Source organism: Streptomyces microflavus (genome assembly GCF_014650075.1).
GTDB lineage: Bacteria > Actinomycetota > Actinomycetes > Streptomycetales > Streptomycetaceae > Streptomyces > Streptomyces microflavus.
This window is the reverse complement of sequence record NZ_BMUG01000005.1, coordinates 154,132-180,716: the sequence shown is the minus strand read 5'-3', so window position 1 is coordinate 180,716 and position 26,585 is coordinate 154,132. Positions and strand designations below refer to the sequence as shown.

The 26,585-nt window shown below is 70.6% G+C and carries 16 protein-coding genes; 3 read left to right on the top strand and 13 right to left on the bottom strand.

The features are described 5' to 3' along the window. Nucleotides 1-6: 6 nt before the first annotated feature. From IE264_RS16155 to aroA, 5 genes are all read right to left on the bottom strand, one after another. On the bottom strand, nucleotides 7-1,233 hold the full coding sequence (locus IE264_RS16155) for a M28 family metallopeptidase (RefSeq protein WP_229887558.1): 1,227 nt from the start codon (nucleotides 1,231-1,233) through the stop codon (nucleotides 7-9). A gap of 16 nt (nucleotides 1,234-1,249) precedes the next feature. Beyond that, nucleotides 1,250-1,510, bottom strand: a complete 261-nt coding sequence (locus IE264_RS16150) for a hypothetical protein (protein ID WP_078657350.1) — start codon at nucleotides 1,508-1,510, stop codon at nucleotides 1,250-1,252. 91 nt (nucleotides 1,511-1,601) lie between these two features. Further along, nucleotides 1,602-2,318 (bottom strand): CTP synthase C-terminal region-related (seleno)protein, encoded by a 717-nt coding sequence (locus IE264_RS16145; protein ID WP_015606831.1) that lies wholly within the window; start codon nucleotides 2,316-2,318, stop codon nucleotides 1,602-1,604. A gap of 66 nt (nucleotides 2,319-2,384) precedes the next feature. Continuing rightward, the gene (gpmI, locus tag IE264_RS16140) at nucleotides 2,385-3,902 is read right to left on the bottom strand and encodes a 2,3-bisphosphoglycerate-independent phosphoglycerate mutase (protein ID WP_032754260.1); all 1,518 of its coding nucleotides are present in this window, start codon (nucleotides 3,900-3,902) and stop codon (nucleotides 2,385-2,387) included. Then, nucleotides 3,899-5,224: a 3-phosphoshikimate 1-carboxyvinyltransferase gene (aroA, locus tag IE264_RS16135; RefSeq protein WP_032754257.1), complete on the bottom strand. Its 1,326-nt coding sequence runs from the start codon at nucleotides 5,222-5,224 to the stop codon at nucleotides 3,899-3,901. Before aroA ends, gpmI begins: the two co-directional genes overlap by 4 nt. A gap of 212 nt (nucleotides 5,225-5,436) precedes the next feature. On the opposite strand from aroA, the gene IE264_RS16130 reads away from it, so the two are divergent. Continuing rightward, complete coding sequence (locus IE264_RS16130; RefSeq protein WP_032754254.1) at nucleotides 5,437-6,519, top strand: helix-turn-helix transcriptional regulator; 1,083 nt, start codon at nucleotides 5,437-5,439, stop codon at nucleotides 6,517-6,519. A gap of 40 nt (nucleotides 6,520-6,559) precedes the next feature. Here the strand turns inward: IE264_RS16130 and IE264_RS16125 are convergent, their stop codons facing one another. Further along, nucleotides 6,560-6,841 (bottom strand): ArsR/SmtB family transcription factor, encoded by a 282-nt coding sequence (locus IE264_RS16125; RefSeq protein ID WP_015606835.1) that lies wholly within the window; start codon nucleotides 6,839-6,841, stop codon nucleotides 6,560-6,562. 176 nt (nucleotides 6,842-7,017) lie between these two features. Then, entirely contained in the window at nucleotides 7,018-9,531 is a 2,514-nt protein-coding gene (locus IE264_RS16120; RefSeq protein ID WP_032754251.1) for a molybdopterin-containing oxidoreductase family protein, read from the bottom strand. Between the two features lie 264 nt (nucleotides 9,532-9,795). On the opposite strand from IE264_RS16120, the gene IE264_RS16115 reads away from it, so the two are divergent. Together IE264_RS16115 and IE264_RS16110 are read left to right on the top strand one after the other, a co-directional pair. Next, entirely contained in the window at nucleotides 9,796-10,404 is a 609-nt protein-coding gene (locus tag IE264_RS16115) for a CopD family protein (RefSeq protein ID WP_158706488.1), read from the top strand. A 41-nt stretch (nucleotides 10,405-10,445) separates the two neighbouring features. Beyond that, the gene (locus IE264_RS16110) at nucleotides 10,446-10,757 is read left to right on the top strand and encodes an ArsR/SmtB family transcription factor (protein ID WP_015606838.1); all 312 of its coding nucleotides are present in this window, start codon (nucleotides 10,446-10,448) and stop codon (nucleotides 10,755-10,757) included. 75 nt (nucleotides 10,758-10,832) lie between these two features. Here IE264_RS16110 and IE264_RS16105 read toward each other — a convergent pair whose 3' ends face one another. From IE264_RS16105 to IE264_RS16080, 6 genes are all read right to left on the bottom strand, one after another. Next, nucleotides 10,833-11,522 carry a phosphate ABC transporter ATP-binding protein gene (locus IE264_RS16105; RefSeq protein WP_015606839.1) on the bottom strand — a complete coding sequence of 230 codons (690 nt, stop codon included), beginning with the start codon at nucleotides 11,520-11,522 and terminating at the stop codon, nucleotides 10,833-10,835. Next, entirely contained in the window at nucleotides 11,510-13,321 is a 1,812-nt protein-coding gene (gene pstC, locus IE264_RS16100; RefSeq protein ID WP_106973066.1) for a phosphate ABC transporter permease subunit PstC, read from the bottom strand. The genes IE264_RS16105 and pstC overlap by 13 nt, the downstream gene beginning before the upstream one ends. 3 nt (nucleotides 13,322-13,324) lie before the next feature. Beyond that, nucleotides 13,325-14,152, bottom strand: a complete 828-nt coding sequence (locus IE264_RS16095) for a phosphate ABC transporter substrate-binding protein (protein ID WP_051821711.1) — start codon at nucleotides 14,150-14,152, stop codon at nucleotides 13,325-13,327. A gap of 555 nt (nucleotides 14,153-14,707) precedes the next feature. Further along, nucleotides 14,708-21,985 (bottom strand): non-ribosomal peptide synthetase, encoded by a 7,278-nt coding sequence (locus tag IE264_RS16090; protein WP_032754242.1) that lies wholly within the window; start codon nucleotides 21,983-21,985, stop codon nucleotides 14,708-14,710. After that, on the bottom strand, nucleotides 21,982-25,257 hold the full coding sequence (locus tag IE264_RS16085; RefSeq protein ID WP_032754239.1) for a type I polyketide synthase: 3,276 nt from the start codon (nucleotides 25,255-25,257) through the stop codon (nucleotides 21,982-21,984). The genes IE264_RS16090 and IE264_RS16085 overlap by 4 nt, the downstream gene beginning before the upstream one ends. Further along, complete coding sequence (locus tag IE264_RS16080; RefSeq protein ID WP_032754236.1) at nucleotides 25,257-26,513, bottom strand: MFS transporter; 1,257 nt, start codon at nucleotides 26,511-26,513, stop codon at nucleotides 25,257-25,259. The genes IE264_RS16085 and IE264_RS16080 overlap by 1 nt, the downstream gene beginning before the upstream one ends. Nucleotides 26,514-26,585 lie beyond the last annotated feature (72 nt).

Here is a 26,585-nt window from a genome sequence, read left to right as displayed (position 1 = left end):
GGTGGATCAGCCGTGGGCGGCGAGATGACGGATCGTGGCCAGCGTGAGCTGTCCCGCCTTGCGCAGGGCGTCGGGCTCGATCCGCTCCGGGCTGTCGAGGGGTGAGTGGTAGTGCGCCGCGCCGAGCCCGACGCCCGCGGAGGGGAAGCCCGAGGCGGCGTAACGCCGGTTGTCGGATGCGACGGGAGCGGCGTGGAGGGGGATGCCCAGGTGCCGGCCGGACGCATCGAGCGCTGCGATGAGGCCGTCGGGCGGCGGGTCGGCCGGCCCCAGTTCCACGGCCACCTTGCCGTTGAACTTGCCGGCCATGTCGATGTTGAGTACGTCGGGCCGCACCTTCGCCTCGCTCAGCTGCCGGGCGTGGTGTCCCGACCCAAGGGTGCCCATCTCCTCGGCGTCCAGGAGCGCGAAGATCAGGGGGCGGCTCAGCGGTTCGGCCCGGCTCAGAACGCGGGCCGTCTCGCAGAGTACGGCGGCGCCACTGGCGTTGTCCCCGGCGCACGGGAAGTGCAGTTCGGGGTCGGATCCGACCCCGTCGTAGTGCGCCGACAGGAGGATCGGGCGGGCGTCCGGAGCGCGGCCCGGCAGTGTCGCGATGATGTTGGCTCCGACGGCGGGCACCCGCTCCAGCGGTACGTGGGCGGTGACGGCCGCGTCGGTGACGGCGTCGAGCAGCTCCGGCAGGAGTGCCACGACCGGCAGTTGTACGGGGGGTGGGCCCTGGACCCGTTTGGTGAGGTACCCGGATGCGTCGGCGTGCTGAGCCACCAGGATGCCCACCACCCCGCGTGCCGTCAGTTCATCGGCGAGTTCCGCGAAGTCGGGCCCCTGGGACGGGCCTCGCACGATGGCCCACCGGCCGGGCCCGGGCTCCGCCGAGGCAACGCCGGAGACCGGCGCCGGCATCGGGGCGGAACGGGGGTGCTCGGCGAATTCCGCGCGGTGGACGAGATCGCGGACGCCCTCGGGCCCGTCCGCACGGCAGTACGGCGGCGCCGAGAGACGCAGCACCCCGCTGATGGCGAAGTGCTCCAGGACGGGCGAGAGACCGCTGCCGGTCAGCTCCGACACCAGGAATCGGGTGGCGCGGTCGTGTCCGGCACTGCCCGGTGCGCGCCCGGCCATGTCCGGGACGCACAGGGAGCGGAGCGTGGCGAGGGCGCGCTCGGTGTCGAAGGAGTCCGCCGGCCCGCTTGCCGCGGTGGGCCCCTGGTCGTGTGCCGTCCCGGTCATGTGAAGGGTGTCTTCCTCAGCCTGCCGCCGTGGGGTCACCACAGCAGCTTCGGGGGGTCTGGGCGGCGGGTTCGCCGCAGCAGCTGCTGCGCTCGGCCTTCGGCTCGCTCACGGGCTCACCGCAGCAACCGCTGCCCTGGCCGCCGGGAACCGCGCCCGTGGCATCGGCGGGCTCGCCGCAGCAGCCACCGGTGGTGGCCGCCGCGGACACGAGCGGTTCCGTGATGAAGCCACCGACGGGCTTCTGCTCAGATGCGTCGGACGGATCACTGCTCATGTCCGCTGCTCTCCGATCATTGATTCGATGAACACTTACTTAAACAAGTATCGAATCAGCGTGATCGTCGTGTCAATGGCAACGGTCGGGTTCACTCCCCCACAGCCACCGGACCGCGTTCCCGCACTCCGGCTCGCACGCTGACGGCCGCCAGAAAGGCCCTGATGAGCGGGTGGATGTCGGTCGGTGTGGAGGACAGTTCGGGCTGGAACAGGCTGCCGATGAAGAAGGGGTGGCCGGGCAGTTCGACAGCCCTCGGCGCCTTCTCCGCGTCCCAGCCGCTGATCCGGAGCTGACCGGACCGCAGCTCGTTCTCGTAGGCCGGGTTGAGACCGTACTTGCAGTGATAGGTCTCCACCGCGGACTCGCGCCCCGGATAGACGGAGGCGAGTCGGCTGTCGGCGGCGAAGTGGAGCGGCGCGGTCTCCCCTACGAGGGAGCAGGCCAGCGGGACGATGAGCGGGGTCGTGGCATCCGCGTCGTACTGGACGTCCTCCGCGTCCCTGATCCCCAGGACGTTACGGCTGTACTCGATGAGCGCGTGCTGGAAGCCGCCGCAGGTTCCCAGGTAGGGGATGCCTGCCGTACGGGCCGTACGAATGGCCAGCAGGGCGCCGGCCTGGCTCACGTAGGGAGAGCCGGGTATCACCCAGATCCCGTCGTAGTCGGCGACGGCGTCGGTCACCGCCGCACTGGGCAGCCAGTCGACCTCCACCCCGAAGTGCGGAACCAGTTCGTCGAACTTGGCGTGAGCGGGTACACGATCGCTGCGGTCACCGACGAGGGCGAGTCTCGGCCGGGAAGTCATCAACGTGCCTCCTTTGGTGGCGGATCAGGCATGTTCTGGTGCTCTCTCCGTGCTGGGGACGTACCGTCACCACAGCGCGCGGCCGGTCATGGCGGGCGCCGGGCCGACCCCGAGGAGCGACAGCACGCTGGGAGCGATGTCGGCGAGCGTGGCGGCCCCTTGCGGGCGGTCCACCTGCTGCCCTTCCGCCGGGACGAGCACGGCGGGTACGGGGTTGGTGGTGTGACCGCCGTAGGGGCGGCGGACTCCGTCGGATTCGGTGAGCATCTTCTCCGCGTTGCCGTGGTCACCGACCAGGAGGACCCAGCGTCCCGTCTCGCTCGCGACCCGGCACAGGGCTTCCACGGCGCGGTCGGTGTGCTCGGCGGCCCGGACGGTGGCCGCGTGGTCCCCCGTGTGGCCGACCACGTCGATGTTGGCCAGGTTGGCGACCACCAGCGGCACGTCGTCGCGCCGGGCGGCCGAACCGACGGCCTCGGTGACCTGACCGATACTCATCTCCGGTCCGGCCCGGTAGTCCGGCGGCGTGGCACCGGAGATCCTGACGTGTTCCTCCACCGGAGCCACGGCGGCCTCCCGGCCGTTGAGGTAGTACGTCACGTGCTCGAACTTCTCGGCCTCCGCGATCCGCACCGACCGCAGACCCATCTCCGCGAGCCGGGCGGCCAGCCCTCCCCCGGCGTCGGCCCGGTGGACCAACGCGGGTATGGCCGCGTCCGTGTCGTACTGGGCCAGGCTGAGGAAGGTCACGCCCCGGGCCGCCAGATCCCGGTGGAGATGATCGGCGAGCTGCTGGATGCGGTCGCTGCGGAAGTTGGTGAACAGGACGACGTCACCGTCCCGGACCGGGCCGGCCGGCGCACCGTCACCGCCGGTGACAACGCTGGGCTCCACCCACTCCTCGCCGCGTCCGGTCGTCGACAGAGCCTCCTTCGGCTCACCGATGAAGTGGCCCGCGCCGTCGGCGATGGCGCGGGCCGCCCGTTCGGTCAGCGCGAGGTCACCGCTCTTGTCCAGGGCGTACCCACGGCCCGTGACCGTGGCGATCCTCCCGATGCCCGCTTCCGCGGCGTACCCCTCGACCGTTTCGAGATAGGTGGCGGCGGTGCCGTCCGCCACGTCCCGACCGTCGGTGATCGCGTGGATCCTGACCTCGGGAACCGCGAACAGGGCTGCGATGTGCAGCAGTTCGCGCAGATGGTGGACATTGGCATGGATCATGCCGTCGGATGTCAGACCGATCAGGTGGAGCGAGCCACCGGTGCGTGCGACGCCCGTCAGCGCGGCGCTCAGGGTCTCGTCCGACCGCAGAGCGCCGCTGCTGATCCGCTCCTCGACCAGGACGCTGTCGTAGGGGACGGGCCGTCCCGCCCCGATGACGATGTGTCCGATCTCGGAGTTGCCGACCGTGCCGGGCAACAGGCCGACGGCACTGCCCGACGCCTCCGCGAGAACGGCGAAAGGGGTGCCGAGCAGCCGGTCGAGACAGGGGGTGTCGGCCGCCGTGAGAGCGTTGGCCTCGCCCGGTTCCGCGTGCCCCCATCCGTCGAGGACCAGCAGGATGCCCGGTCGCGCCGCGCTCACAGGGTGCTGGAGGTCGGGCCGGCGAGGGTGTCCAGCTTCTGCCAGAAGGTCGGGAAGGACTTCGCGACGCACCCCGGGTCCTTGATCACCACCCCCGGCGTACGCAGTCCGGCGACGGCGAAGCACATGGCGATGCGGTGGTCGTCGTAGGTGTCGATGACGGCTCCGCGGGGCGTGCCGCCGGTGATGGTCAGCGCGTCGGGGTGCTCCTCGACCGTGATGCCCATCTTGCGCAGTTCGGTGGCGACGGCGGCGATCCGGTCGCATTCCTTGATCCGCAGGCTGGCGATGTTGCTGATGTGCGTGGTGCCTTCGGCGAAGGCCGCGACGACGGCGAGTGTCGGGACCACGTCCGGCATCGTCTCCATGTCGATGTCGATGCCGCGCAGTTCGCCGCCGGTCAGGGTGATGGAGTCGTCGGTGATGTCCGCCGTACATCCCATCCGGGTCAGAGCGGCGACCAGGCCGACGTCCCCCTGGTGCGATCCCTTGCCGATGCCGGGAATGGTGACGGTGCCGCCGAGGACGGCGGCGGCCGCGAGGAAGTAGGACATGCCGGAGGCATCGGGTTCCACCTGGACCGTGCCGCCGCGCAGCTTCTGGCCCGCGGCGACGGCGAACCGGGTGTAGCCGTCCCGCTCGACCACGACGCCCATCTCGGCGAGGGCCGCGATCGTCATCTCGACGTACGGCTTGGACACCAGTTCGTCGATGACGTGGACCTCGGTGTCCTGCTCGGCGCGCGTGGCGTTGATCAGCAGGCTGGAGGTGAACTGGGAGCTGACCGCCCCGCTGATCCGCGTCGAGCCACCGCGGAAACTCGGACCGGTGACCCGGACGGGCGGGCTGCCGTTGCCCTTCACGGCCTCGGCCGTCACTCCGAGGCCCGGCAGCGCTTCGAGCAGGGAGCCCATCGGCCGCTCCTGCATGCGCGGGGTCCCGGTGAGGACGGTGGTGCCCTCGGCGTGCCCGGCCATGGCGATGAGGATACGGATCGGGGTGCCGGCCGCGCCGACGTACACGTCCTCCTCCGGGGCGCGCATGGCGCGGCCGGTCGGTGTGACGGTGATGCGCTCCGCCGCCGCGTCGACCTCCACCTCGACATGGCCGAACCGGGTCAGCGCATCGGCGAGATACCGGGTGTCGTCACAGACGAGAGCACCCTCGATGACGGTCGGCTCGCCCGAGAGCGCCGCGAGGGCGAGGTAGCGGTTGGAGTAGCTCTTGGAGCCGAGGACCTGAACGGTTTTCCGGAAGGCGGTCAGGGGCCTGATCGTGACACTCTCGGCCTTCAGTCGCGGGTCGGTCTCGACAGAACTCAACGCGTCTCCCCATGGTTGTCGGCGTCGAACGCCAGTGGCAATCGGGAAGATACTGAGGGGTCGTGCCCCGGTGAAGAAAGTTCCCGGTGAGGCAGCAAGCTGCCCGGCAACTACCTGTCGCCCCCGCGCCATCGGCCGATTCTGATCGCCCAACTGGCCCCCGACCGTGCTAACTTCAAGACATTCGAAGCACCAGCACATCTGGGGGGCGGATGTCGCAGCCGCTGGGACTCGACGACCTGACACATGCGGTTTACCGCTTCGCACTCGGGCGGCCCGGCTGCTCGCCGGAGGACCTGTTCAGCGGTCTCGGCGCACCCCGGGACGACATCCGACGCAGCGTCGACCGGCTCCTGGAACTCTCCTTGCTCCGCCCCCTCGGCGGAACGCTCGTCCCGGCGAAGCCCTCTCTCGCCCTGCGAACCCTGCTCCAGCAGCGGCAGGCCGAGATCATGAGCAAACAGCAGGAGTTCGCCGACATCAAGGACGCCGTCGAACAGCTCGCCGAGGAGTACGAGGTCGCTCAGCCGTCGACGTCACACTCCGGCTGGGAGCGTCTGGAATCGCAGGCCGCGGTGCTGGCCCGGATGGAGCGGCTCGCCGGCCGGGCGACGGTCGGATGCATGTCCCTGCTGCCCGCGGAGACCGTCGAGGAGGAGGCTCTGCTCGCGCGGCGCCCCCTCGACCAGCACATGCTGGAGCGCGGCCTCTCCGTCTGGAACATCCATCTGGAGAGCGTCTACAACGACCGTGCGGCCCTCGGCTACGCCCGTTGGCTGGCGCGCGACGGCGGACGCGTGGGTACGGTTCCGACGCTGCCGATGTGGCTCGTCGTCTACGACCGCGCCACCGCTCTGGTGCCCATAGATCCCAGGAACCCTGCGGCGGGGGCCGTCCAGGTCAGCGGGGCGGGGTTCCTGACGGGCCTGGTGGCGCTCTTCGAGCGCCTCTGCGAGACCATGAGGCCACTGGACTCCCTGTGCGGGGGTGATGCGCAGGACCGGCCCACCCCCATGGAGAAGGAGATTCTCCGCCTGATGAGCCAGGGACTGACCGACGACGCCGTACGGAAGAAGCTCGGAGTCGGTCTGCGCACCGCCCGTCGCATGATCGCGGACCTGATGGAACGCCTGGACGCCCGCAGCAGGTTCGAGGCCGGAGCCAACGCCGTCGATCGCGGCTGGCTCCGGCCGTGCGCCTGCGCCGACGACCGCCCTCTGCCGTCCCGGGAGACCCAGCCGTCCGGGTCGGCCACCGGAACCGCGGGGTCGCCGCGCATCGTCTCGCGCGTCTGAGGGCGGCGCCCGGTCGGTGCGAGGAAGGGGCTCCGCGGGCTCAGACCGCGCAGGCCTCGGGCACCGTGTCCACGGCGAGGAGTCCGGAGAGAATGCCGAGCTTGTCGCGCCGGGCCCGGTAGTAGACCCAGGTGCCGCGGCGCTCGGAGGTCACCAGACCCGCCTCGCGCAGGATCTTGAGGTGGTACGAGATCGTCGGGGCGGAAAGGTCGAAGGGGCCCGTCAGATCGCAGACGCAGACCTCGTCACCGGCGGCCGACGCGATCATCGAGAACAGGCGGAGCCTGATCGAGTCACCCAGCGCCTTGAACATCTTGGCCATGTCCGAGGCCCGCTCAGCCTCCAGTGGCGCGGCGGTGACGGGCGGGCAGCAGGGCGCTGACGTAACTACTTCCAGGCTTGACACAGCCCCAGTTTTACAGCGGTCTAATCATTGCGCAACCAGCTGGCAGCGCGGCGGGCCCCTGCCCGGGGCCGGCGCCGGGCCGGCCGAAGGGCTCAGGAAGGGGTCTTCGTGACCCGGCAGGCGAAACACTTGTACGCCTGCTGTCCGGAGAGGTTGTCGTAGTACCGGTCGTCGACGAGGGCGTTCACGGCCTCGTACCGGGTGCCCCCGAGGTCTTCGGCGAGATGCTGGGCGGGGCCGAAGGTGTTCGGGATGAACACGGTGTCCTTGCGGATGCCGGGCCAGTACAGAGCCGTGGCGGTGACCTTGCCGCGCGGGCTTTCCACGACGACCTCGTCGCGGTCGTCGATACCCAGCCGTCGGGCGGTGTCGGGGTGGATCTGCAGGAAGCGGATCCCGTTGAGCCGGGCGCCGGTGGGTGTCCAGTGGGTGACCGTGGCGAAGTGGGCCACGCCGGGCCGGCCGGTCATCCCCATCAGCGGGTATCCGCGGTGCACGTCCCCGTTGCCCTTCACGCCCAGCTTCACGGGGTGGGTGAGGGCCTGCGGGTTGACCGGGCTGGTGACGAAACGCGTCTCGTACGCGAGCGTCGGGTGCGCGCCCGTCACTTCGGGATGGGTGTAGAAGTCGGGGAGGGCCCGGTGTCCGGCGACGGCGAGCCCTTGGTCGAGCGCGCTGGTGTAGATCTCGATCTTGCCGCTGGGGGTGAGGAATCTCTGCCCCGGGGCGCCGCCGAGCGATGCCGCGGCCTCGTACCAGGACGGGTGGTCCTGGTAGAGAGCGCTGACGCCGGGATGGTGCGGTGTGGGGCAGGGCCAGCGCAAGGGCTCGGTCCGCCTGCGCATGCGCGCTTCCGTCATCCCGCCCGCCCCCGGGGTGTGCCGCACGAACTCGGCCCACAGGACGGAGTAGTCCTTCCAGGCGCGCGGGAACGCGTCGGCCCAGTAGGCGGAGCCCTTTCGCTTGTCGTTGCGGCCCAGCGCATGGGCCAGATCGATCCAGATCTCCCAGTCCGGCCTGGATTCGCCGCAGCGGGGTACGGCGGCCTGCTGCCAGCGGATCGCCCGGTCGTCCCGCCGCATGTAGACCCCGTCGTACTCGAGCGGGGAGCTCACCGGCAGCACCACGTCCGCGTAGTAGGCGGCCTCTTCCATGAACAGACCCGTGTAGACGTAGAAGTCCAGTCGGCGGTAGGCCTCCTTCACCCTCTCCGTGTTGGCCGAGGAGACCAGCGGATTCCCTTGTGTGATGAGGGCTTTGAGGCGGTAGGGCCGGCCTGTGAGTACGGCCTCGGCGAAGTAGTCGGGGCCGACGGGGAGGGCTTGGCCGGGATCCGGGGTCCGTACGGTGAGAGCCGGCAGGTGGAGGTCTCCGGGCCAGGTGTTGTGCATGAAGTTGCAGCCGGCGCCGAGCTTGCCGATGTTGCCGGTGACGGCTGCCAGGAAGGTGAGTACGCGGTACGTGTCGAAGGCGCCCAGCTGGTGGGAGATCCCCGCGTTGCAGAAGAGCGCCGCGGACCTGGCGCTCGCGTAGTCGCGGGCGGTGCGGCGGATGGTCGCCGCCGGGACACCCGTGACGTCGGCGGCCCACTCCGGGGTGTAGTGGGAGGCCGCCATGTGGGCCTTGAGTTCGGCGAAGCCGACCACCCAGCGCTCGACGAACGCGCGGTCGTGCAGGTTCGTGTCGAGGATGTGGTGGAGCATCCCCAGAGCCAGGGCCAGATCGGTGTGGGGCTTGGGCGCGATCCAGTCGTCGGCCACGGCGGCGGTCGGGGTCCGGCGCGGGTCGACCACCACCAGCCGGGCGCCCGTGCGGGCGCGGCCGCGCAGCAGGTAGTCGAAGGTGACCGGGTGGGTCTCGGCCTGGTTGGTGCCGAGGAAGAGGTAGTAGTCGGCCGAGCCCAGGTCGTCCCTGCCGGTGGCGCCGTCCGTGCCGTACCCGTTGGTGAAGTTGCCGAGGCCGAAGGTCGCCTTGAGAGCGTTTCCGCCCGCGTCGTTGCACACGGGCCCGACATCGGTGTTGTTCGGGCTGCCCAGCAGGGTGAACAGCCTGGCCACCAGGGAGCCGGTGCCCCGCGGCAACCGGCCGGTGGTCCGGTTCGCGATGGAGGCGGCCTCGCCCTTGTCCCGTAGGGCGAGCAACTGCCGGGCGATGACGTCGAGCGCCTCGCCCCAGGTGGCTTTCCGGAAGGTGGAGTCCTTCGAGCCCTTGCGGCCGCCGGTACGGATCAGTGGGTGGGTGAGGCGCAGAGGGTTGTGCGCGAGCTCCGCCATCATCGGCGCCTTCACACAGATGTTGCCGTTCTGTACGGGGTCGTCGGCGCCACTTCGTACGCCGATGACGCGGTCGGCCCGTACGTCGACGGAGAGGGAGCAGTTCGAGTTGCAGAACTGGCAGGCACTGGTCACCGTCCTGTCGGGCTCCATCGCTGCCGAGCCCTCGGTGAAGTTGAGCGACTGCGCCCCTTCGGCCGTGGCGACGGGTGCGCCGGGGGTGGGCCGGCCCGTCGCGTCGGCGGACGGCGCACCCACCACCAGGGCCGCACTCGTGAGCGCGGCCCCCTGGACCAACTGCCGCCTGCTGACTGGGGTGTTGCTTCTGGCCACGTCCGACTCCCCCTGAGGTGTGTGAGGCGTGGTGAGCCTAGGGGCGAGGAACAGCGACTGTCTAGATATTCATCTAATCAACTGGTTACAGTGGCGTGACGCTCCAGGGGCGGGTCACGCCCCACGTCCCCATGCCCTGACGCCCTGACGCCCTACGTCAGTTGCGCGAACCCACGCGAAGAAGAGCGCGGAGAGAGTCAAGAAGGAGGTGGACATGGATCAGTGCACCCGCACAAGGCCCGCCCTTGGCACCCGCACGCGATCATGCCCGTCGCAACGGGACGACTCCCCGCGCCGGCGCTCGGCCTGGGGCTTGCCTCCACCGGGGTCCTGCTGTCCGCCTGCGCACACGTCCTCGCCACCGACGCCGCTCTCCTTCCCGCAGCCCTCACGGCCGGGGGCGTGGTCGCGGTCGGCGTGATGTCCCCGCTGACCGGACGTCGGCCGTCCGTCGCTCTGGGCACTGCGGCACTTGCCCTCCTCCAGAGCGTGCTCCACCTCCTGTTCGCCGCGCTCACGCCCTGGGCCCAGTCGGCCCACTCCTTGGCAGTGCCCACCGAGGCCGTCACGCGGTTCTCCCGGATCGCGTTCATCAGTGTGTGCGTCCTGGCGGTGACCGGTCTCTACCAGTCATGGCGCTGGACGAAACGGCTCGCCCGTCCGCAGGCCGACGGGGGCCGCGCGCCACTGCGGGCCCTCCGCCGCTGGGTGAGCGCCGAGGCCGTCGTCGGGCTGTGCGTCATCGCAGCCACCACGGCCCTCGCGGCCACGCAGCCGGCACGGGCCCCATCCGCGGCCGTGGCTCTGTCCCTGACCGTGCGGACCTCGGACTTCGATCAGGCCACCGTGCGGGAATCGTTCGAGATCCCGTGAACCGGTGGACCCGGCGGCAATCGACATGAGAACATCAGCACATGGTGACATCAGTTGACAGTGACACCTTACGAGCGCTGGCGGACCCCTTGCGCCGGCGTATCGTCACCCTGCTTGCCCGGGAGTCGCTGTGCACGACTCACCTGGTGGAGGAGACCGGGGCTCGGCAGACGAACTTGTCCAATCACTTGAAGGTGCTGCGTGAGGCGGGTGTGGTCGAGACCGAACCGTGCGGCAGATGGACGTACTACCGGCTGAAGCCGGAGGCGCTGTCCGGTCTGGCTGCCGAACTGGCCCAGTTGTCGGTACTGGCCCAGGAGACCGCCGACTCCGGCCGTACGCGCCCCTGCTGAGCCGAGGGCGCCGTGCGGCTGCCGACAGGGCGCCGGACAGCCGCACGGGCAGGGCTCGGTTCACCCCGGGGCGGGTCAGGAGGGCACGGCGACGAGACTCTCCGCACCGGGCAGTTCGAGCCGGACCGTACGGTCGCAGAGCCGGTCGACCTGCGCGGGATCATGCGACACGAGGAGCACGGTACGGCGCCCGCGCAGCGCGGCCACCGACTCCTCCACCGTGTCCCTGCTCCGTTCGTCCAGGGCACTGGTGGGCTCGTCGAGGAGCAGTGCGGTCGGCTCCAGGGCGAGCGCTCGCGCGAGGCAGAGGCGCTGGCGCTGTCCGGCGGACAGCGTCTGAGCGGGAGAGTCCAGCCGGTCGCGGACCTCCTTCCACAGACCCGCCTCCTTCAGCGCCTGCTCCGCGCGGTCACCCAGGACCTGGCGTGGGGCGCGCATGACATGGCGCAGCCCGAACAGCGCGTTGTCCAGGATGCTGCCGCCGAACACAACTGGCGTCTGGGGAACCAGGACCACCTTGGCCCTGAGGTCCGCGTCTCCCTTGCGCGAGACGACCGGGCGCCCGGCCACTTCGATCCGGCCCTCTCTGGTGAGCCCGGCCGGAAGGAGGTCGACCAGGGCACGCAGCACCGTGGATTTGCCGGCGCCCGACGGTCCGCACAGGCCGGTGGTCGAGCCGTGTTCCACCTCGAAGGAGACCGGCCCGACCAGAGTCTTGTTCCGATCCCGCACACGCAGTTCCCGCACGGTGATTACGTGGTCCATCGTTCTCCTTCGAAACGGTTGCGCAACGCGACCGCCAGGCTCAGCAGTACGGCGGTGATGAGCACCAGAACCATGGCGCTCCCCCATGCCTGTGCGACGGCCTGGGGGTCGCCGGAGTCCTGGGACAGGGTGAAGATGTGCGTGGGCAGGGCCTGTACCGGCGATTCCACGATGCCGCCGGGCAGCGCGGGCGCACCGAAGAAGACCGTGGCGGTGAAGAGCAGCGGCGCTGTCTCCCCCGCCGCGCGCGCCAGCCCCAGCAGCAGTCCGGTCAGCGTGGCGGGCCAGGTGTACGGGACGACGACGGACCGAATGTACTGGGCGCGCGTCAGCCCGAGGGACAGCGCGCTCTCCGTCATCTCCGGCGAGAGACTCCTGACACGCGCGCAGGTCGGTAACGCGACCATCGGCACGACGACCGGAACCAGGACAAAGGCTCCGGCGAGCCAGGATCTCCCCCAGCCCATCGCACTGCAGAAGATCACGAACCCGGCCAGGCCCAGAAGGACGGTCGGTGTCCCTCCCACGACGACCGTCAGCGTCTGGAGCACCCGCGCGGTGCGGGCGGAGGCGTGGACGCCCAGCAGGACCCCGGCGCCGAACCCGAGGGGCAGAGCGATGAGTCCGCAGGTGACGACCAGCAGCAGCGTGCCCAGGATCTGGTCACTGACGCCCCCACCGGCCGCGCCGGTGGCGGAAGTGAACCAGAACGAAGGGTCGAAGGCCGCGCTGCCGCGTGTCGCCAGCACGGCGAACATGCCCAGGAGCAGGAGCACGGGAAGCGCGAGCGCGCTCAACCGCAGGGCGGCGACGAACCGGTCCACCTGGACGCGGCTCCGGCCGGCCGATCGCCGGCCGCGGAACCGTGCGACCCTCACGGGCCGGGACGCCCCCCGGTTCCCCCACACCGTGGCCATGGCCACCAGGGCGAGGAGGACGAGCCCGAGACCGCACAGCGAGGCGAAGTAGGTGCCGGAGGTACCCGCCAGAACGGGCTCCGGTCCTGCCAGCTTCGTCGTCAGTGTCTGGCCGGGGCGCACCAGCGAGTTCAGCAGCTGGTCGAGCGTGCCGGGAAGTCGTCCGTCGGCCCTTCCCACCACCAGGAAGACGGCGATCGCCTCACCGAGTGCCCGCGCGAGGCCGAGCAGTACGGCCGCCCGCATACCGGCCCGCGCCTTCGGCAGAACCGCCGAGCGGATGACTTCGCGGCGGGTCAGCCCCAGCGAGAAGGCCGCCTCCCTGTCGCGGTCGGGGACCGCGGCCAGGGAGTCCACGCTCACCGCCACGATGGTAGGCATGATCATGACAGCCAGGACCATGCCCGCGGCGAGCAGGCTGTCCCCTCCCGGCACATCGGCGATGCTCCCGACGAACGGCCGGATGAGCAGAATACCGATCAGCCCGTACACGATCGAGGGAACGGCGGCCAGCAGCTCCACACTCATACGCAGAGCGCGAGCCGTACGTCCGGGTACGTACTCCGAGAGCGCGACGGCCGCTCCCCAGCCGACGGGCACCGCCAGGACGAGCGCGATGACACACACGACGGCCGAGCCGTAGATCATCGCCAGTCCGCCGAAGACCGAACCGCTGGGATTCCACGACGATTCGGTCAGCAGGCCCGCCCAGTCGACGTCACCTCCCGCGACACCTTCACCGAGGTAGCCGAGGAGCGCCAGCAGGACGGCGACGACGGAGAACGCTCCGGTGAAGAGCCATCCCCACACCCAGGCCGACCGCCGAGGACGCGGCTGCGCCCCGGGTTCTGCCGCCGGTCGCTTCTCCTCCGTGATCGTCACCGATCACTTCCCGATCTGCTTGAGCGACAGGTATCCGTGAGGCTCCAGCAGCGACTGCCCCTTGTCGGAGAGCAGGTAGTCGATGAACTTCTCGGCATCCCCCGTCGGCTCGCCGTTCGTGATCAGGTACAGCGGCCTGTTCATCGGGTACTTCCCCGAGGCGATGTTCTCCGGGCTGGCTTCGATGCCGTCCAGCGTCACCACGGCGAGCTTGTTCCGCCCCTCGACGAAGCCGGTGGACAGGGGGCCGACCGCCCCGGGGGTGGACTCCAGCTTGTTGCGGGTCTCCAGGTTGCCGCCGACGATCGCGAAGTTGTCGGAGTCCGGCGGCGGCGGGGCCTTCTCGTCCCCGTACACATACTTGTCGAGAACCTCGCGCGTACCGCGCCCGGGCTCCTTGTCATAGACGAAGACATCGAGCTTCGGACCGCCGAGTTCGGACCAGTTGGTGATCTTGCCCTCGAAGAGGCCCCGCACCTGATCGGCCGTGAGGTTCTTGACCCCGGCGTCGGCGACCGGCTTCGTGACGATGACCCCGACAGCGTCGGACCCGATCTGCGTGGTGACGAAGTCGGTCTTGGGGTGGGCGGTCCGGTCCTCCTCGGCGATCGGCTTCGAGCTGAGCGCGATGTCGATCTGTCCTGCCGCGAGTTGGGAGATGCCGCCGGCGGATCCTCCCTGGGTGGCGATGGTGATGTTCATACCCTGCGCCTTGAGGGCCTCCGCCGCGTCGGCGGCGACCGGCGCGACGGTCGTCGAGCCGCTCGCCCTCAGCCCGCCCCCACCGGCACTTGACTTGCCGTCGGCGCATGCCGTGGCCAGGCCGGCCATCAGCACTCCCGACGCGAGGTACACGAGAGCGCGCCGTCGCCCGGCGAACTCCCCGCGTGTGGCCGCCCCTTGTCCCTCATCGATCGAATGCGAACGTGCTGTACGTGACATGCGATTCCCCCAGAGCAGCGCACTGATTTGAGGGGAGTCTAAGCAGGTGACAGGGCGCCGGGAAGGATCACCAACTACCCCCAAGTGTAACGCTGTTCACACTCCGTTCGCTTGCAGTTCACCTTGCAGCCTGGTAGGCGCAGTAGCGGACGCCTTCGGTCCGGTACACCACGGCCGAACCCCTGGCGAGCGCGGCAGCACGGTCCTCGGAGGTCACCGAGGCCCCGAACGATGCGCGCACCTGGTCAGCCGACCCTTCTCCGGATGGACGGAGCATCGCCGGAGGAATCAGGAGTCCTCCAGGCCCGCCCCCGCATCATGGACCGGGTGGAACTCGTATCGACCCCAAAAGGGCGTCGCGGAAATTCGCCCCTGGAATCCAGGGGCGGTCCGGTTCCGCCATCGGCATACCGGCCCGTCCGAACGCCCATTCAGGGGCGGATGTCACCCCGCCTCGTCGGTGAGGGGCTCCTCCGCTCCCTCCCGCAACAGCCGCACGTAGTCGCGCGACCACGCCTCGACCGTCGCCGCGTCCCACAGGTCCGCCGAGTACTCCACCGCTCCCTCCAGAACGTCGCCGGCCGGGGACAGCACCATGATGAACTCCGACCGGGAAGCGGAGGGCGCGATCTCCGCCACCGTGGTGGTGAGTCCCGGTATGTCGATCCCGGTGTCCAGCGAACTCTCGTAGGCCAGGCCGATGGCCAGGCCGTCCGGTATGCGGATGTCCCTGCGCTGCCGCATCGCCGGGGCCACCCGGCGTGGTGGCATGGCATGTTCCATGCCCAGGACGGTCGTGCGCGTGACCCGGTCCGTCAGCTCGGCGAAGGAGCCGGAGCGCGCGTCGCGGACCCGCAGGGCGAACCCCGTGGCCGTGCAGCCCACCAGGGACTCGAACTCACGGCTTTCCCGGCCTGCGTAGGAAATGTTCATCACCACGTCGTCCTGTTCGGCCTTCGTCGTCAGCAGTCGGCCGAGCGCGGCCGCCGCCACCACGAAGGGTGTGGTCGAGCGCCGGGCTGCCAGCCGTTCCACAGCGGCCCGAACCTCGGCGGGTACCGTGAATCGGATGACTCCGCCCCGGCCGCTCAGCGCGTCCGGCCTCGGCCGGTCCAGGGGCAGGTCCGGAGTGAAGGGGGCGTCGGCCAGCTCTTCGAGCCAGTAGTCGGTGCGGCGCCGGTCGGTCGCCTCCTGGTGGGCGGCCTGCCAATGCGCGTACTCCACCTGCTGGGGTGGAGCGGGCGGCAGACCGTGCCCGGCTCCGGTGGCAGCCGCACGGTAGAGGGCGGCGAGTTCCTTCAGCAGAGTGGTCAGGGCCCACCCGTCGCACGTGCAGTGGTGCGCCACGAACAGCAACACCCATGCCTCGGCACCGGTGCGCACCAGACGGGCGGAGAGGACGTCTCCCGTGAAGGGGTCGAGGGGGGTCTCCGTCGCCTGCTCGGTGAGCCGGCGCAGCTGTTCCTGCCGTTCCGGTTCCCCTTGCGAGGTGAGGTCCTCGACGGGCAGGTCGAACGGCCGGAACTCGAGCACCTCCTGTCGCCAGGTGCCGGAGCTCTCGCGTACCAGCCGTGTCCGCAGGGACTCGTGACGCCGTACCAGGTTCTCCAGTGCGTCGTGCAGGGCTCCGGGTTCCAGCCGGCCGGAGAAGGTGATGCTCAGAGCCACATTGAAGACCTGCGGCCTGGCGTGGCGGGAGTGCAGGGTGGCGAAGCGGGTCTGCTGTTCGGTGGCCGGACCGCGGCGGACCACCCGCCCCGACCGGCCCTCGTCCACGAACTCCGTCAGGGCGCGGAGCGTGGGCTGCTGGTACAGGCGTGTCAACGGGTACTCGACGCCCCACGTCTCCCGGATCCGGTTGACCAGCCTCATCGCGGTCAGGGAATGCCCGCCCAGGTCGAAGAGGGAGGCATCCGGGTCGACCTCCGCATCGGTGAGGTCGAGCTCTGCCGCCCAGAGGTCACGCAGCCCCTTCTCCACAGAGGTGAGGGCAACAGCCACGGGCCGCGGGCCTTCGGGCTGGTGAACCTCATCGATGGGCGCCGGGGCGAGGGGAGCGGTCGGCGGGAGCAGCGTCCGGTCGAGCTTGCCGCTGCTGTTCAACGGCAGCCGGGCCAGAGTGCACCAGGTGCGCGGCACCATGTACTCCGGCAGGCGGCGGCTCAGCTCGCGGGCCCATCGATCCGTACGGAGCTCTTGTTCCGCCGCATCTCCCAAGTCCGGCTCGGTGGGCACCACATAAGCGGCGAGAACCGATTCGCCGTTGGTCCGGCGCCGGCTGATGACTGCCGCCTGCCGGACGCCGTCGAGGCGGCCCAGCACCTGCGCCACCTCCTCCGGCTCCACCCGGAATCCGCGGATCTTCACCTGGTCGTCGGTACGGCCCACGAACACCAGCCGTCCGTCCGCCGTCCACCGGACCAGGTCACCCGTTCGGTAACAGCGGGCGTCCTCTCCGTCTTCCTGACAGGTCGCGAACCTCTCCTCGGTGAGATCCGGCCGGTGCAGATAGCCCTCGGCCATGCCGGGACCGCCGACCAGGAGTTCCCCCACCGCACCGATGGGGACCGGCTTGTCCGAGGTGTCCACGACGCGCACGGTCACGTTCTCGACGGGACGGCCGATCGGGATGGTGTCCGCCCCTTCGTCCGTGACGGCGTCGTCGGCCGGGGGCAGGACCGTGTCGACGACACAGAGCACGGTCGCCTCCGTCGGACCGTAGACGTTCAACGTCTCGTAGGGCGCCTCGGGCCTCGGGCGGCTCCGGAGCATCTCGCCGCCTATCAGCAGATGACGCAGCGGAGGCTGATCGGCCGCGGGCAGCCGGAGCACCTCCTCCCCCAGGGCCGTCGGCATGATGCTGAAGGTGATGTCCCGGTCGGCGAACCACCGGGCCAGGGCGAGCGGATCGCGACGGACCTCGTCGTCGGCCACCACCAGCGTGCCGCCCGCCGTCAGGACCGGCCAGATCTCCATGAGGGAGGCGTCGAAGCTCTGGCTGCACACGACGGCGCCGCGGAATGCGCCGGTCGGCTCGAAGCGCGCGTGGTGCCACTGGCAGAGGTCCACGATGGAACGGTGGCTGAGCACGGCCCCTTTCGGCGTGCCGGTGCTGCCCGAGGTGTAGATGACGGCGAACGGGGACGAGACGCCGCCACCAGGTGTCGGGCGAGTGCCGGGTCCGGTGTCTCCGGTCGGTACGGCGTCCGGTCCGACGACCCTCACCGACGCGGGCAGTCGCAGCTCCCGACCCTCGTCCTGAGCGCTGATCACCAGCCGGGCGCCGCTCTCGGCGATGACCTGAGAGGCGCGGACGGCGCCGAGCGACGGATCGAGCGGCACATAGGCGCAGCCGCTCCGCACGACGGCGAGCAGGGCGGTGACGAACTCGGCACCGCGGGGCAGCCAGACCGCGACCACGGGCGCCCGGCCCTCGGCCGCCCCGAGCTCGGTGAGCGCCGCCGCGAGCCGTTCCGCTCCCTCGTCCAGCTCCCGGTACGTCAACGCGACGTCTCCGCACACCACAGCGGACCGGCCAGGATTCTCGGCCGCCTGCCGGGCCACCCAGTCGTGGACGGTGGTGTCGAGGACCGGACGCAGGGGGCCTCTGCCCCAGCTCTCCGGGACCTCGTCGCCCTCGGCGGGTACCCGTGCGATCAGGGAGAGCGGCGTGCCCGGCCGTTCGACGGCGGCGGTCAGCAGGTCGCGGAAGACCGTGAAGAACCGGTCGACGGTGACCTGGTCGAACAGCTGCGCGTTGTACTCCAGATGGCAGCGGATGCCCTCCGGCCGGTCGGTGAAGTACACCGTCAGGTCGGTCAGCGCCTTGTCGGGGCCCGCGTCCAGGGCCACCGCCTCGACACCCGGGAGGTCGAGACGGAACGGCTCGTCCGACTGGAACTCGGTGAGCACCTGGAACACCGGCGTGCGGTCCGTCCCGCGTGGTGGAGCCAGGGCGCGCACCACCTCGTCGAACGGCGTTGCCGCGTGGTCGTAGGCGTCGAGGGCCGCGGCCCGCACCCGGTCCAACAGCGTGGTGAATCCGGGGTCGTCGGTGAGGTCGACCCGCAGAGCCACCGTGTTGACGAAGAAGCCGATCAGCTCCTCGGCCCGTTGCGGCCGGTCGGAGACGGGGACGCCGATGACGATGTCCTCCTGCCCCGTGACCCGTTGCAGCATGGCCGCCCAGCCGGTCACCAGGGTCATGAACAGCGTGGCGCGGTGGCCGCGGCTCAGCTGTCTGAGCCGGTCGCTCAGGGCTGGATCGAGGGAGCGGAAGACCGCGCGGCCCTCGGAGGTCATCTCGGCCGGACGGGGCCGGTCGGTGGGCAGGTCGAGGACCGGGAGGTCACCGCCGAGCACCCTCCGCCAGTACGCCACGTCCCGCTCGGCACGCGGGCCGTCCGCCGCAGCGCGCTGCTCGCGCGCGTGCTCGGCGTAGCTCCAGGTCAGTTCGGGCAGAGCGGCCTCCGTGCCGTCGAGCTCCGAGCGGTAGAAGGCGGAGAGGTCCCGGCACAGGACGGTCGCCGAGGCCGCGTCGACCACGATGTGGTGGAAGGACAGGACCAGGACGTGCTCGTCGGCGGCGGTCCGGACGATCCGGGTGACGAACAGCGGTCCGTTCTCCAGGTCGAAGCGGCGGGTGCTCTCCTGTGCGAGTGCTTCGCGCACCGCGCTCTCGGCCCCGGGGGTGCCGTCCACCACGGCGAAGTCGGGCTCGGAGGAGTCCCGTACCAGCTGGAGGGCCGAGTCCCCGGCTGCCCTGAAGACGGTGCGCAGCCCTTCGTGGCGGGCGACGAGCCGTCGTACGGCGTTGCGCAGCGCCTCGGTGTCGAGGGGGCCGCGCAGACGGATCGCCTTCACCTCGTTGTAGGCGGTGCGCCCGGGGAGCAGGCGTTCCAGGAACCAGATGCGCTCCTGGCCCGGTGAGAGGGGCGCTCCCGGTGCGGAGGAGGGTTGCCGGTCCCTGTGACGGCGGCGGAGGGCGTCCAGCCGGGGCAGACCGGCGCGCAGCTGGTCCGCGCCGATGCCGAAGTCGACGAGTGCGACGATCTCGTCCGCGCCCGCGTCGGCAACGGCGTCGGCCACGGGCAGGACGGAGTCCACATCGCCGATCAGGGCACGCTGGTCGCAGTACCGGCCGTAGGCCCGCCGGAAGACCACGTCCAGGTCGTCCTCGCTGAGCGACTTCAGGTCGGTGGTGACGCCGAGGCTGTTGGTGACGCCGCTGAACAGGGACAGGGAGGCACGCATGTAGCGGGCCATCGGCTCGAAGGCATCGGCGCGGGCGGTGTCGTGGTCCTCACCGAGGTAGGTGTGCAGCAGGACGGCGACCCGCCCGGCGTCCGGGTCGAGGCCGTGGCGTGCCCGGGCCCGGCGGTAGCGGGCGATGTTTTCCCGGAGTTGGCCGATGTCCTGGGTCATCAGGTTGGTCACGATGCCGAGGTCGTGCTCGGCGGCCCGTTCGTACGATTCCGGGTTGGCCACCACCGCGGTGTAGAGCGGCGGCATCGCCTGTACGGGGCGGGGGTGGAGCCGGATCTCGCGCTCGCCGTCCCCGGTGGTCCGGCGCAGCGCCTCGCCCCGCCAGAGGCTCCGTACCTCTTCCAGGCCGTCGTACATCTCCTGTCTGTGCCGCCCGAAGCGCTCGGGGAAGAAGACGAAGTCGTCGGCGTTCCATCCGCTCGCCACGCCGAGGCCGATGCGTCCGCCGGAGAGGTTGTCCGCCATGGACCACTCCTCCGCCACCCGGATCGGGTCGTGGAGGGGCATGACGACCGACCCGGCGTTGAGGCGGATGCGCCGGGTCTCCCGGGCCAGGGCCGCCGCCAGGACGGCGGGGTTGGGGAAGAGGCCGCCGAACGAGTTGAAGTGCCGCTCGGGCATCCACAGCGCCTCGAAGCCGTGCCGGTCGGCGAACCGGGCCGCTTCCATGAGCAGTTCGTAGCGGCCCTCCTGCGGTCCGGGCCCGTCCTGCGGGTAGTCACCGAAGAAGTAGAGGCTGAAGTCCGCGCGGCGTGCCGGCGTGAGCGCCGTGGAGGCGGGGGCGGGCGCCTTCGTGGGGGCGGGAGCCGACGCCTTCGTGGAGGCGGGAGCCGACGCCTTCGTGGAGGCGGGAGCCGACGCCTTCGTGGAGGCGGGAGCCGACGCCTTCGTGGGGGCGGGCCGGCTGTGGCCGGGCCGCCGGGACGGGCCCGGCTCCGAGCGGAAGAAGCCCGCCTGCCGCAGCTCCCTCAGCGACCCCCGTACGGCCTCGGCCACATGCTCGATGTCGCCGTCGGTGTGCGCCGTGGAGAGGAAGAAGTTGCGCCACTCCCATACGTGCACGCCGCGCAACATCAGGTGGTGGTAGAGGAGTTCCATGTCGGCGCGGTGCTCGAAGCGGAACTGGGACCCGAACCAGCCCATCCGGACGGGAAATTCCTCGGCCTCGAAGAACTCGTTGAGCCCGGTGGCCAGTTGGGTCGTCCGGTCGTTGAGCCGTTCCTGCAGGCGAGGGCTGTGCTCCTGGAGGTGGGTGAGTACGGCGTGGGCCGCCGTCATCGAAACGGGGTGCTGCAGGTAGGTGCCCCCGAAGAAGGTGGTGTCGGCGGTGGGGCCGCTGTCGTCCCCGTAGCTCCAGTAGCCGCCGTCGATCCCGTCCATGATGTCGGAGCGGCCCGCGACGGCGCCGATGGGGAATCCGCCGCCGAGGAGCTTGCCGTAGGTGGCGAGATCCGGGGTGACACCGTAGAGATCCTGCGCCCCGCGGAGGGCTGGGCGGAACCCGGTCAGCATCTCGTCGAACATCAGCACAATGCCGTAACGCGCCGTCAGTTCCCTCAGCCTGCGGACGAATTCGACCGGCTGGAGCGAGGGGTGCCTGCTCTGCACCGGCTCGACGATGACCAGGGCGATCCGTTGCGCGTCCCGTTCGATCGCGTGCAGAGCCGCCTCGCTGCCGTACTCGCAGACCGTCAGCTCCGAGACGGCGCTGCGGGGGATGCCCCGGGAGACGGGCACGGTCTCTCCCTGTCCGGCCTGCCGGCCCAGGACCTGGTCGGCGTGGCCGTGGTAGGAGCCCTGGAAGGTGACGATCCGGTCGCGGCCGGTGGCGGCCCGGGCGAGACGGATCGCCGCGGCGTTGGCCTCGGTACCCGAGTTGGCGAACGCCACCCGTTCCATGCCGGTCAGTTCGCACAGCAGCTCGGCTGCTTGTCCCGTCTCGACACTGCGGGGGCCGAGCCGGATGCCTCGGGAGAGGTGTTCGCGTACGGCCTCCCGGACGAAGTCCGGCTCGTGGCCGAAGAGGAGCACACCGAAGCCCATCGTGATGTCGGTGTAGCTGTTGCCGTCGATGTCCTCGATCCGTGCTCCCTCCGCGCGACGGGCCGCCACCGGATACAGCATCTCCTTGGTCGTCCTGCGGAACCCGACGACCGCCCGGCTGTCCGCGAGCCTGCGCCGGTGGCGCTGCGCGAGCCGTCTGGAGGCCGCTGTCCGTGCCGTGTACCGGCGTACGAGGTCGTCGAGATGCTCCTGCTGGGAGTGGGGGGAGGTGGCGTCCACCATGCCGGCGTCGGGGGCGACCTCGACCCGCGGCCCGTGCACCTGAGGCTGTCCCGTCCCGCCGCCGGTCTCAGCTTGCCGGGCGTTCATCCGCTCGGTGATGCGGTCGGCGAGTTGGGCCATCGCGGTCAGGTCCCGGTCGAGGGAGGCCGTTATCTCCTGCTGCTCGTTCACCGGACCACCTGGTCGTCGGCCGTGGGTGCCGCGGGGGCACCGGTCTGCAGGGCGAGCAGCTGGGAGAGCTGGGTGAGCATCTGGAGCTGGATCCGGGACAGTTCCTGGACCCGCTTGGCCAGCTCCATGTACTCCTGTCGGGTGACGAAGCCGGTGTCCTGCGGGGGCAGGTCAGGGGCCGGACCTGCCGGCCACCGGGGTGCCGGGGCCGACGGCCGGGCGGCCGCGGGTTCCACCGCGTGTGGCTCCGGTACGGGCACCGGCGCGTTGGCGGGCCGCGGGAATGTCCCGTGCTCCCGGGGCAGCCGACCCGCGACGAGCTCGGCGAGCAGCCGAGGGGTTCCCGTCTCGTCGAACAGCTCTCGCATCGTGACTTTGACCCGGTGTTCCTGCTCTATCTCCCGCAGCACATTGATCATGAGCAGCGAGTCCGCACCGAGGTCGAAGAACGGGGTGTCGGCCGAAACCGAGGTCAGATCCTCGCCGAAGGCCCGGGACAGCACCCCGAGGATGCCCTCCAGGAGGTGCCTGGTCTCCATCGTCTCTGCCGTCACAGTGCGTTCCTCTCTTGCCGGGGACATGGGTTCGGGGGGCCTGGGAGGGTCCCCGACCCAGTAGGGGCGGTGCTGGAAGCGATATCCGGGCAGCGGGACACGCCGCCCTGCAGTGCCTGCCAGGAATGGCTCCCAACGGACATCCGCTCCCGCGCAGTGCAGTGCCGCGGCGGCGCCGAAGAGCGCTGTGAGTCCGGTGCCGCGATACAGCGACGGGAGGGCCCGCACCGTCGGCAGGGAGCGGCGGGCCAGACCGCTGAGCGTGGTGTGCGGGCCGATCTCCAGGAGCACGTCGGGCCGTTCGCCGGCGACGGAACGCAGCGCCGCGTCGTAGCGGACGGGCATACGGGCATGGCGCACGAAGTGGCCCGGGCCGGGCGTCCAGCCGGGTTCATGGGTCCGGCCGTCGAGCGAGCTGATGAAGCGGGTCCGTACGGGGGTGAAGGCGGTCCTCGCCAGGACGTCCCCGAACGCGTCGAGCATCGGTTCCATGGCGGCGGTGTGGAAGGCGCGGTCCACCGGGAGACGTTCGTACGGAATGCCCCGGTCGTCGAGCACGGCGCACACCCGGTTCACCACCGCGTCGGGACCGGCCAGGACCTGGGAGTGCTCCCCGTTGGTCACGGCCGGCTCCAGGCCGGGGTGCGAGGCCGCCAGCTCCGCCGAGGTCTGCCGCTCCAGTGCCACGGCCACCATGGCTCCCGGCTTGCAGTGGTCCCGCATCAGCCGGCCCCGGCTCGTGGTGAGTTCGAGGCCGTCGGCCAGCGACAGGGCCCCGGCCGCGAAGAGCGCGGCGTACTCTCCGACGCTGTGGCCCGTCACGGCCCAGGGGCGGATGCCCGCCTCGTCCCAGAGCCGGACCAGGGCGCACTGCAGGGCGAAGAGCGCCGGCTGCGCCGTCGCGGTCGGCCAGAGGGCCCCGGGGGCGTCGGCCTCCTCGGTGAGGAGGCGCGGCAGTATCGATTCGCCGGTGAGGCGGCGGTGCTGTGCCTCGCAGGCATCGAGCACCTCACGTACGACGGGAAACCGTTCGTACAGCTCCGCAGCCGCTCCGGGACGCAGGGACCCCTGGCCGGTGAACTGGAACACCACCCGGGTGACCGCGTCGCGTGGTGGGACGGGGTCGCCGGGGGAAGCGGGCGGACCGGGGCGGGAGAGCCAGGTGTCGAGGGCGTCCGCCAGCCGGGCCGGGGTACTTCCCCGGACCGCGATGCGGTGGCGGCCGTGCGAGCGCCCGAGGGCGGCGGTCGTGACGAGATCCGCCAGGGGCAGAGCGGTTCGTCTGCGGAGCACGTCGCGCAGGGACCGTACGTTGTCGGCCAGGGCTTCTCCGCTCGTCGCGGAGACCAGCAGCACGTCGGGCGGGGCTGTGGCGGCGGTGCGCGGGGCGGGCTCGGGGGCTTCCTCCAGGACGAGGTGGACGTTGGTACCGCCGATGCCGAGCGACGTGACACCTGCCCGCCGGGGGGTGCCGGTGTCGGGCCACGGCCGCAGGGAGCGGGGAGCGTAGAACGGACCGGTCTCCAGTTCGAGCAGCGGATTGGGCTCGGAGAAGCCGGCGATCGGCGGGATCACCCCGTGCTTGAGCACCAGCAGCGCCTTGACGAGACCGGCCAGGCCGGACGCCACGTCGAGATGGCCGATGTTGCTCTTGACGGCCCCGAGAGCGCAGTAACCGGTGCGGTCCGTGTCCTGGCGGTACGCCGCCCGCGCTCCTTCCAGCTCGATGGGGTCGCCCTTGAGGGTCCCCGTGCCGTGGGTCTCCAGGTAGCCGATGGTGTCCGCGCTGACGCCCGCGTGGTCCAGGGCCCGGCGTACGGCGTTCTGCTGGCCTCGCGCGCTGGGAGCCGCGTACGTCCTCTTGCCGGCACCGTCGTTGCACACACCCCAGCCGCGGATGACGCCGTGGACGGTGTCTCCGTCCGCGAGCGCGCGGGACAGCCGTTTGAGCACGACGGCCAGGACACCGGTGCCTCCGGCGGTTCCGTTCGCGGCCGCGTCGAAGGCCCGCAGATCGCCGGTCCTGGAGAGGATCGATCCCTTGACGTGGTGGTAGCCGAGGACCTGGGGGACGTGGAGGGCACCGGCGCCCACCAGGGCGATGTCGCAATCGTCGAGCAGCAGGGAGTTGGCGGCCAGTTGCACGGCCACCAGCGAACTGGAGCAGGCCGTCTGCACATTGACGGCGGGGCCGGTGAGGCCGAGCCGGTAGGCGACCCGGGTCGCGTTGAAGTCGGTGGAGTTGCCGATCATCACCTGCATGCCGGCCAGCCAGTCGCCGATGTCCTCGTTCGGCAGCACGTTGTTGAGCAGGTAGGACTGCATGTTGTAAAGGTGGTAGCCGGTGCTGGCGTAGACCCCGATCCGTTTCCCGTCCCGCTCGTCGGGGTAGCCGGCGTTCTCCAGTGCGTGCTGCGCGCATTCCAGGAAGAGACGGTGCTGGGGGTCGGTGAGGCGGGCCTCACGGGCGCTCATCCCGAAGTGCCGGGCGTCGAAGCCGGAGATGTCGTCCAGGACGGCCGACGTTCCGATGAAGTCGTCGCGCCGGTACAGCTCCTCGGGCACGCCTGCGGCCTTCAGCTCGTCCCGGCTGAACCTGGTGAAGCGCCGCTCTCCGTTGCGGATGACGCGCCACAGGTCTTCCGGCGTGTCCGCGCCGGGGAGCCGGAAGGCCATCCCGATCACGGCGAGGCGCGGGTCCGGTCCGCCGGTGCCCATCAGCCTCGCTCCTTGCGTAAAACGCCACCGCCGGGTGGTCGTACCCGGGCGTCCGGCTCGGTGGAGGGGCGGCGCAGTACGAGGTACGCCAGGAGGGCGAGGCATCCGGCGATGGCGAGGCCGTGCAGGGAGGCGACCACCTGGAACGGGGAGAAGGACTCCAGGAGGAACCCGCTGACCAGCATGCCCAGCCCGAACCCGGCGTTCTCGACCGAGGCGGAGAACCCGAACAGCCGGCCGCGCTCCTCGTCGGGGACCGCCTGGAGGCGTGACACGTAGACGACTTCGGTGATTCCGTCCGCCGCTCCGGCGACGAGTGCCGTCGCGAGCGTCAGCCCGGTCGGCAGACCGCTGAACACGATGATGAACGCTCCCGACATGACGCACGCGCCGATCGCGAAGGCCCGCTCACCCAGGGTGCGGCCGCTCCGGCGGGTGTACCGGGCCAGCACCTGCTGGGCGATGATGTTGCCGACCGCCCAGATCGCCCAGAACTGGCTGATGAAGGTGGCCGGATGGTCCGGGTCGAGCAGGCTGGAGTAGACCGGCAGCGCCACGTTGTGCGAGGAGGACCCCAGCCCGTCCACGGCTCGCAGGGCGATCATCGCCATCAGCACCGGAGCCGCGGCCCACATCAGCCGGAAGGAACGGCGTCCGGCGCTCGGTTTGTTCTCCCCGGTGCCTTCGCGTTTCCCGGACCGCGCCCTCGTGCGGATCGGCAGCAGCGTGAGAACGGTGGCGGAGACCAGGAAGGTGCCCGCGTCCAGCACGAAGGCCGCCGCGTATCCGAGCTGCGCCACCACGACACCCGCCGACGAGAATCCGGCAATCATCGCCAGTGAACGGGCGGTCACCAGCAGACCGTTGGCGCGGGCCCGGTGCTCGGCCCCCACGATCTCCGGGATGCTGCTCCGCAGAGCCACCTGCGAGAGCGTCGAGCAGCCTCCGGTGATCACGGCGAGGCCGTACAGCAGGGGAAGCCGACCGGCCTCCGGGGCCATGAGGAGAGCCAGCAGAGCCACGGCCTGGCCGAGGTCCGCACAGATGATCAGGCGTTTGCGGTCATAGGCCGAGACCAGCCGCCCGCTCACGAAGCCCGACGCCACACTCGTCCCCAGCCGTACGGCCATGAAGAGCCCTGCGGCCAGGGCGCTCCCGGTGACGTCGTAGACGAAGACGTTCAACGCCACCATGTTCAGGTAACTGCCGTATGTGGAGAGGCCGTTACCAAGAACGAGCAGCCGGAAGTGCTTCATTCACAACCCTTCGGAGACGCACTCGGCAGCAGTGTCGGCCGCCCGCCGGACCCTGCGCAGATGCCGCGCGGC

Excerpts from the sequence above, each read along its gene's own strand:
- IE264_RS16155 (WP_229887558.1), bottom strand. The coding sequence starts at position 1,233 with ATGACCGGGACGGCACACGACCAGGGGCCCACCGCGGCAAGCGGGCCG.
- IE264_RS16150 (WP_078657350.1), bottom strand. The coding sequence starts at position 1,510 with ATGAGCAGTGATCCGTCCGACGCATCTGAGCAGAAGCCCGTCGGTGGC.
- IE264_RS16145 (WP_015606831.1), bottom strand. The coding sequence starts at position 2,318 with ATGACTTCCCGGCCGAGACTCGCCCTCGTCGGTGACCGCAGCGATCGT.
- IE264_RS16130 (WP_032754254.1), top strand. The coding sequence starts at position 5,437 with ATGTCGCAGCCGCTGGGACTCGACGACCTGACACATGCGGTTTACCGC.
- IE264_RS16125 (WP_015606835.1), bottom strand. The coding sequence starts at position 6,841 with ATGGCCAAGATGTTCAAGGCGCTGGGTGACTCGATCAGGCTCCGCCTG.
- IE264_RS16115 (WP_158706488.1), top strand. The coding sequence starts at position 9,796 with ATGCCCGTCGCAACGGGACGACTCCCCGCGCCGGCGCTCGGCCTGGGG.
- IE264_RS16110 (WP_015606838.1), top strand. The coding sequence starts at position 10,446 with ATGGTGACATCAGTTGACAGTGACACCTTACGAGCGCTGGCGGACCCC.
- IE264_RS16105 (WP_015606839.1), bottom strand. The coding sequence starts at position 11,522 with ATGGACCACGTAATCACCGTGCGGGAACTGCGTGTGCGGGATCGGAAC.
- IE264_RS16095 (WP_051821711.1), bottom strand. The coding sequence starts at position 14,152 with ATGGCCGGCCTGGCCACGGCATGCGCCGACGGCAAGTCAAGTGCCGGT.
- IE264_RS16085 (WP_032754239.1), bottom strand. The coding sequence starts at position 25,257 with ATGGGCACCGGCGGACCGGACCCGCGCCTCGCCGTGATCGGGATGGCC.
- IE264_RS16080 (WP_032754236.1), bottom strand. The coding sequence starts at position 26,513 with ATGAAGCACTTCCGGCTGCTCGTTCTTGGTAACGGCCTCTCCACATAC.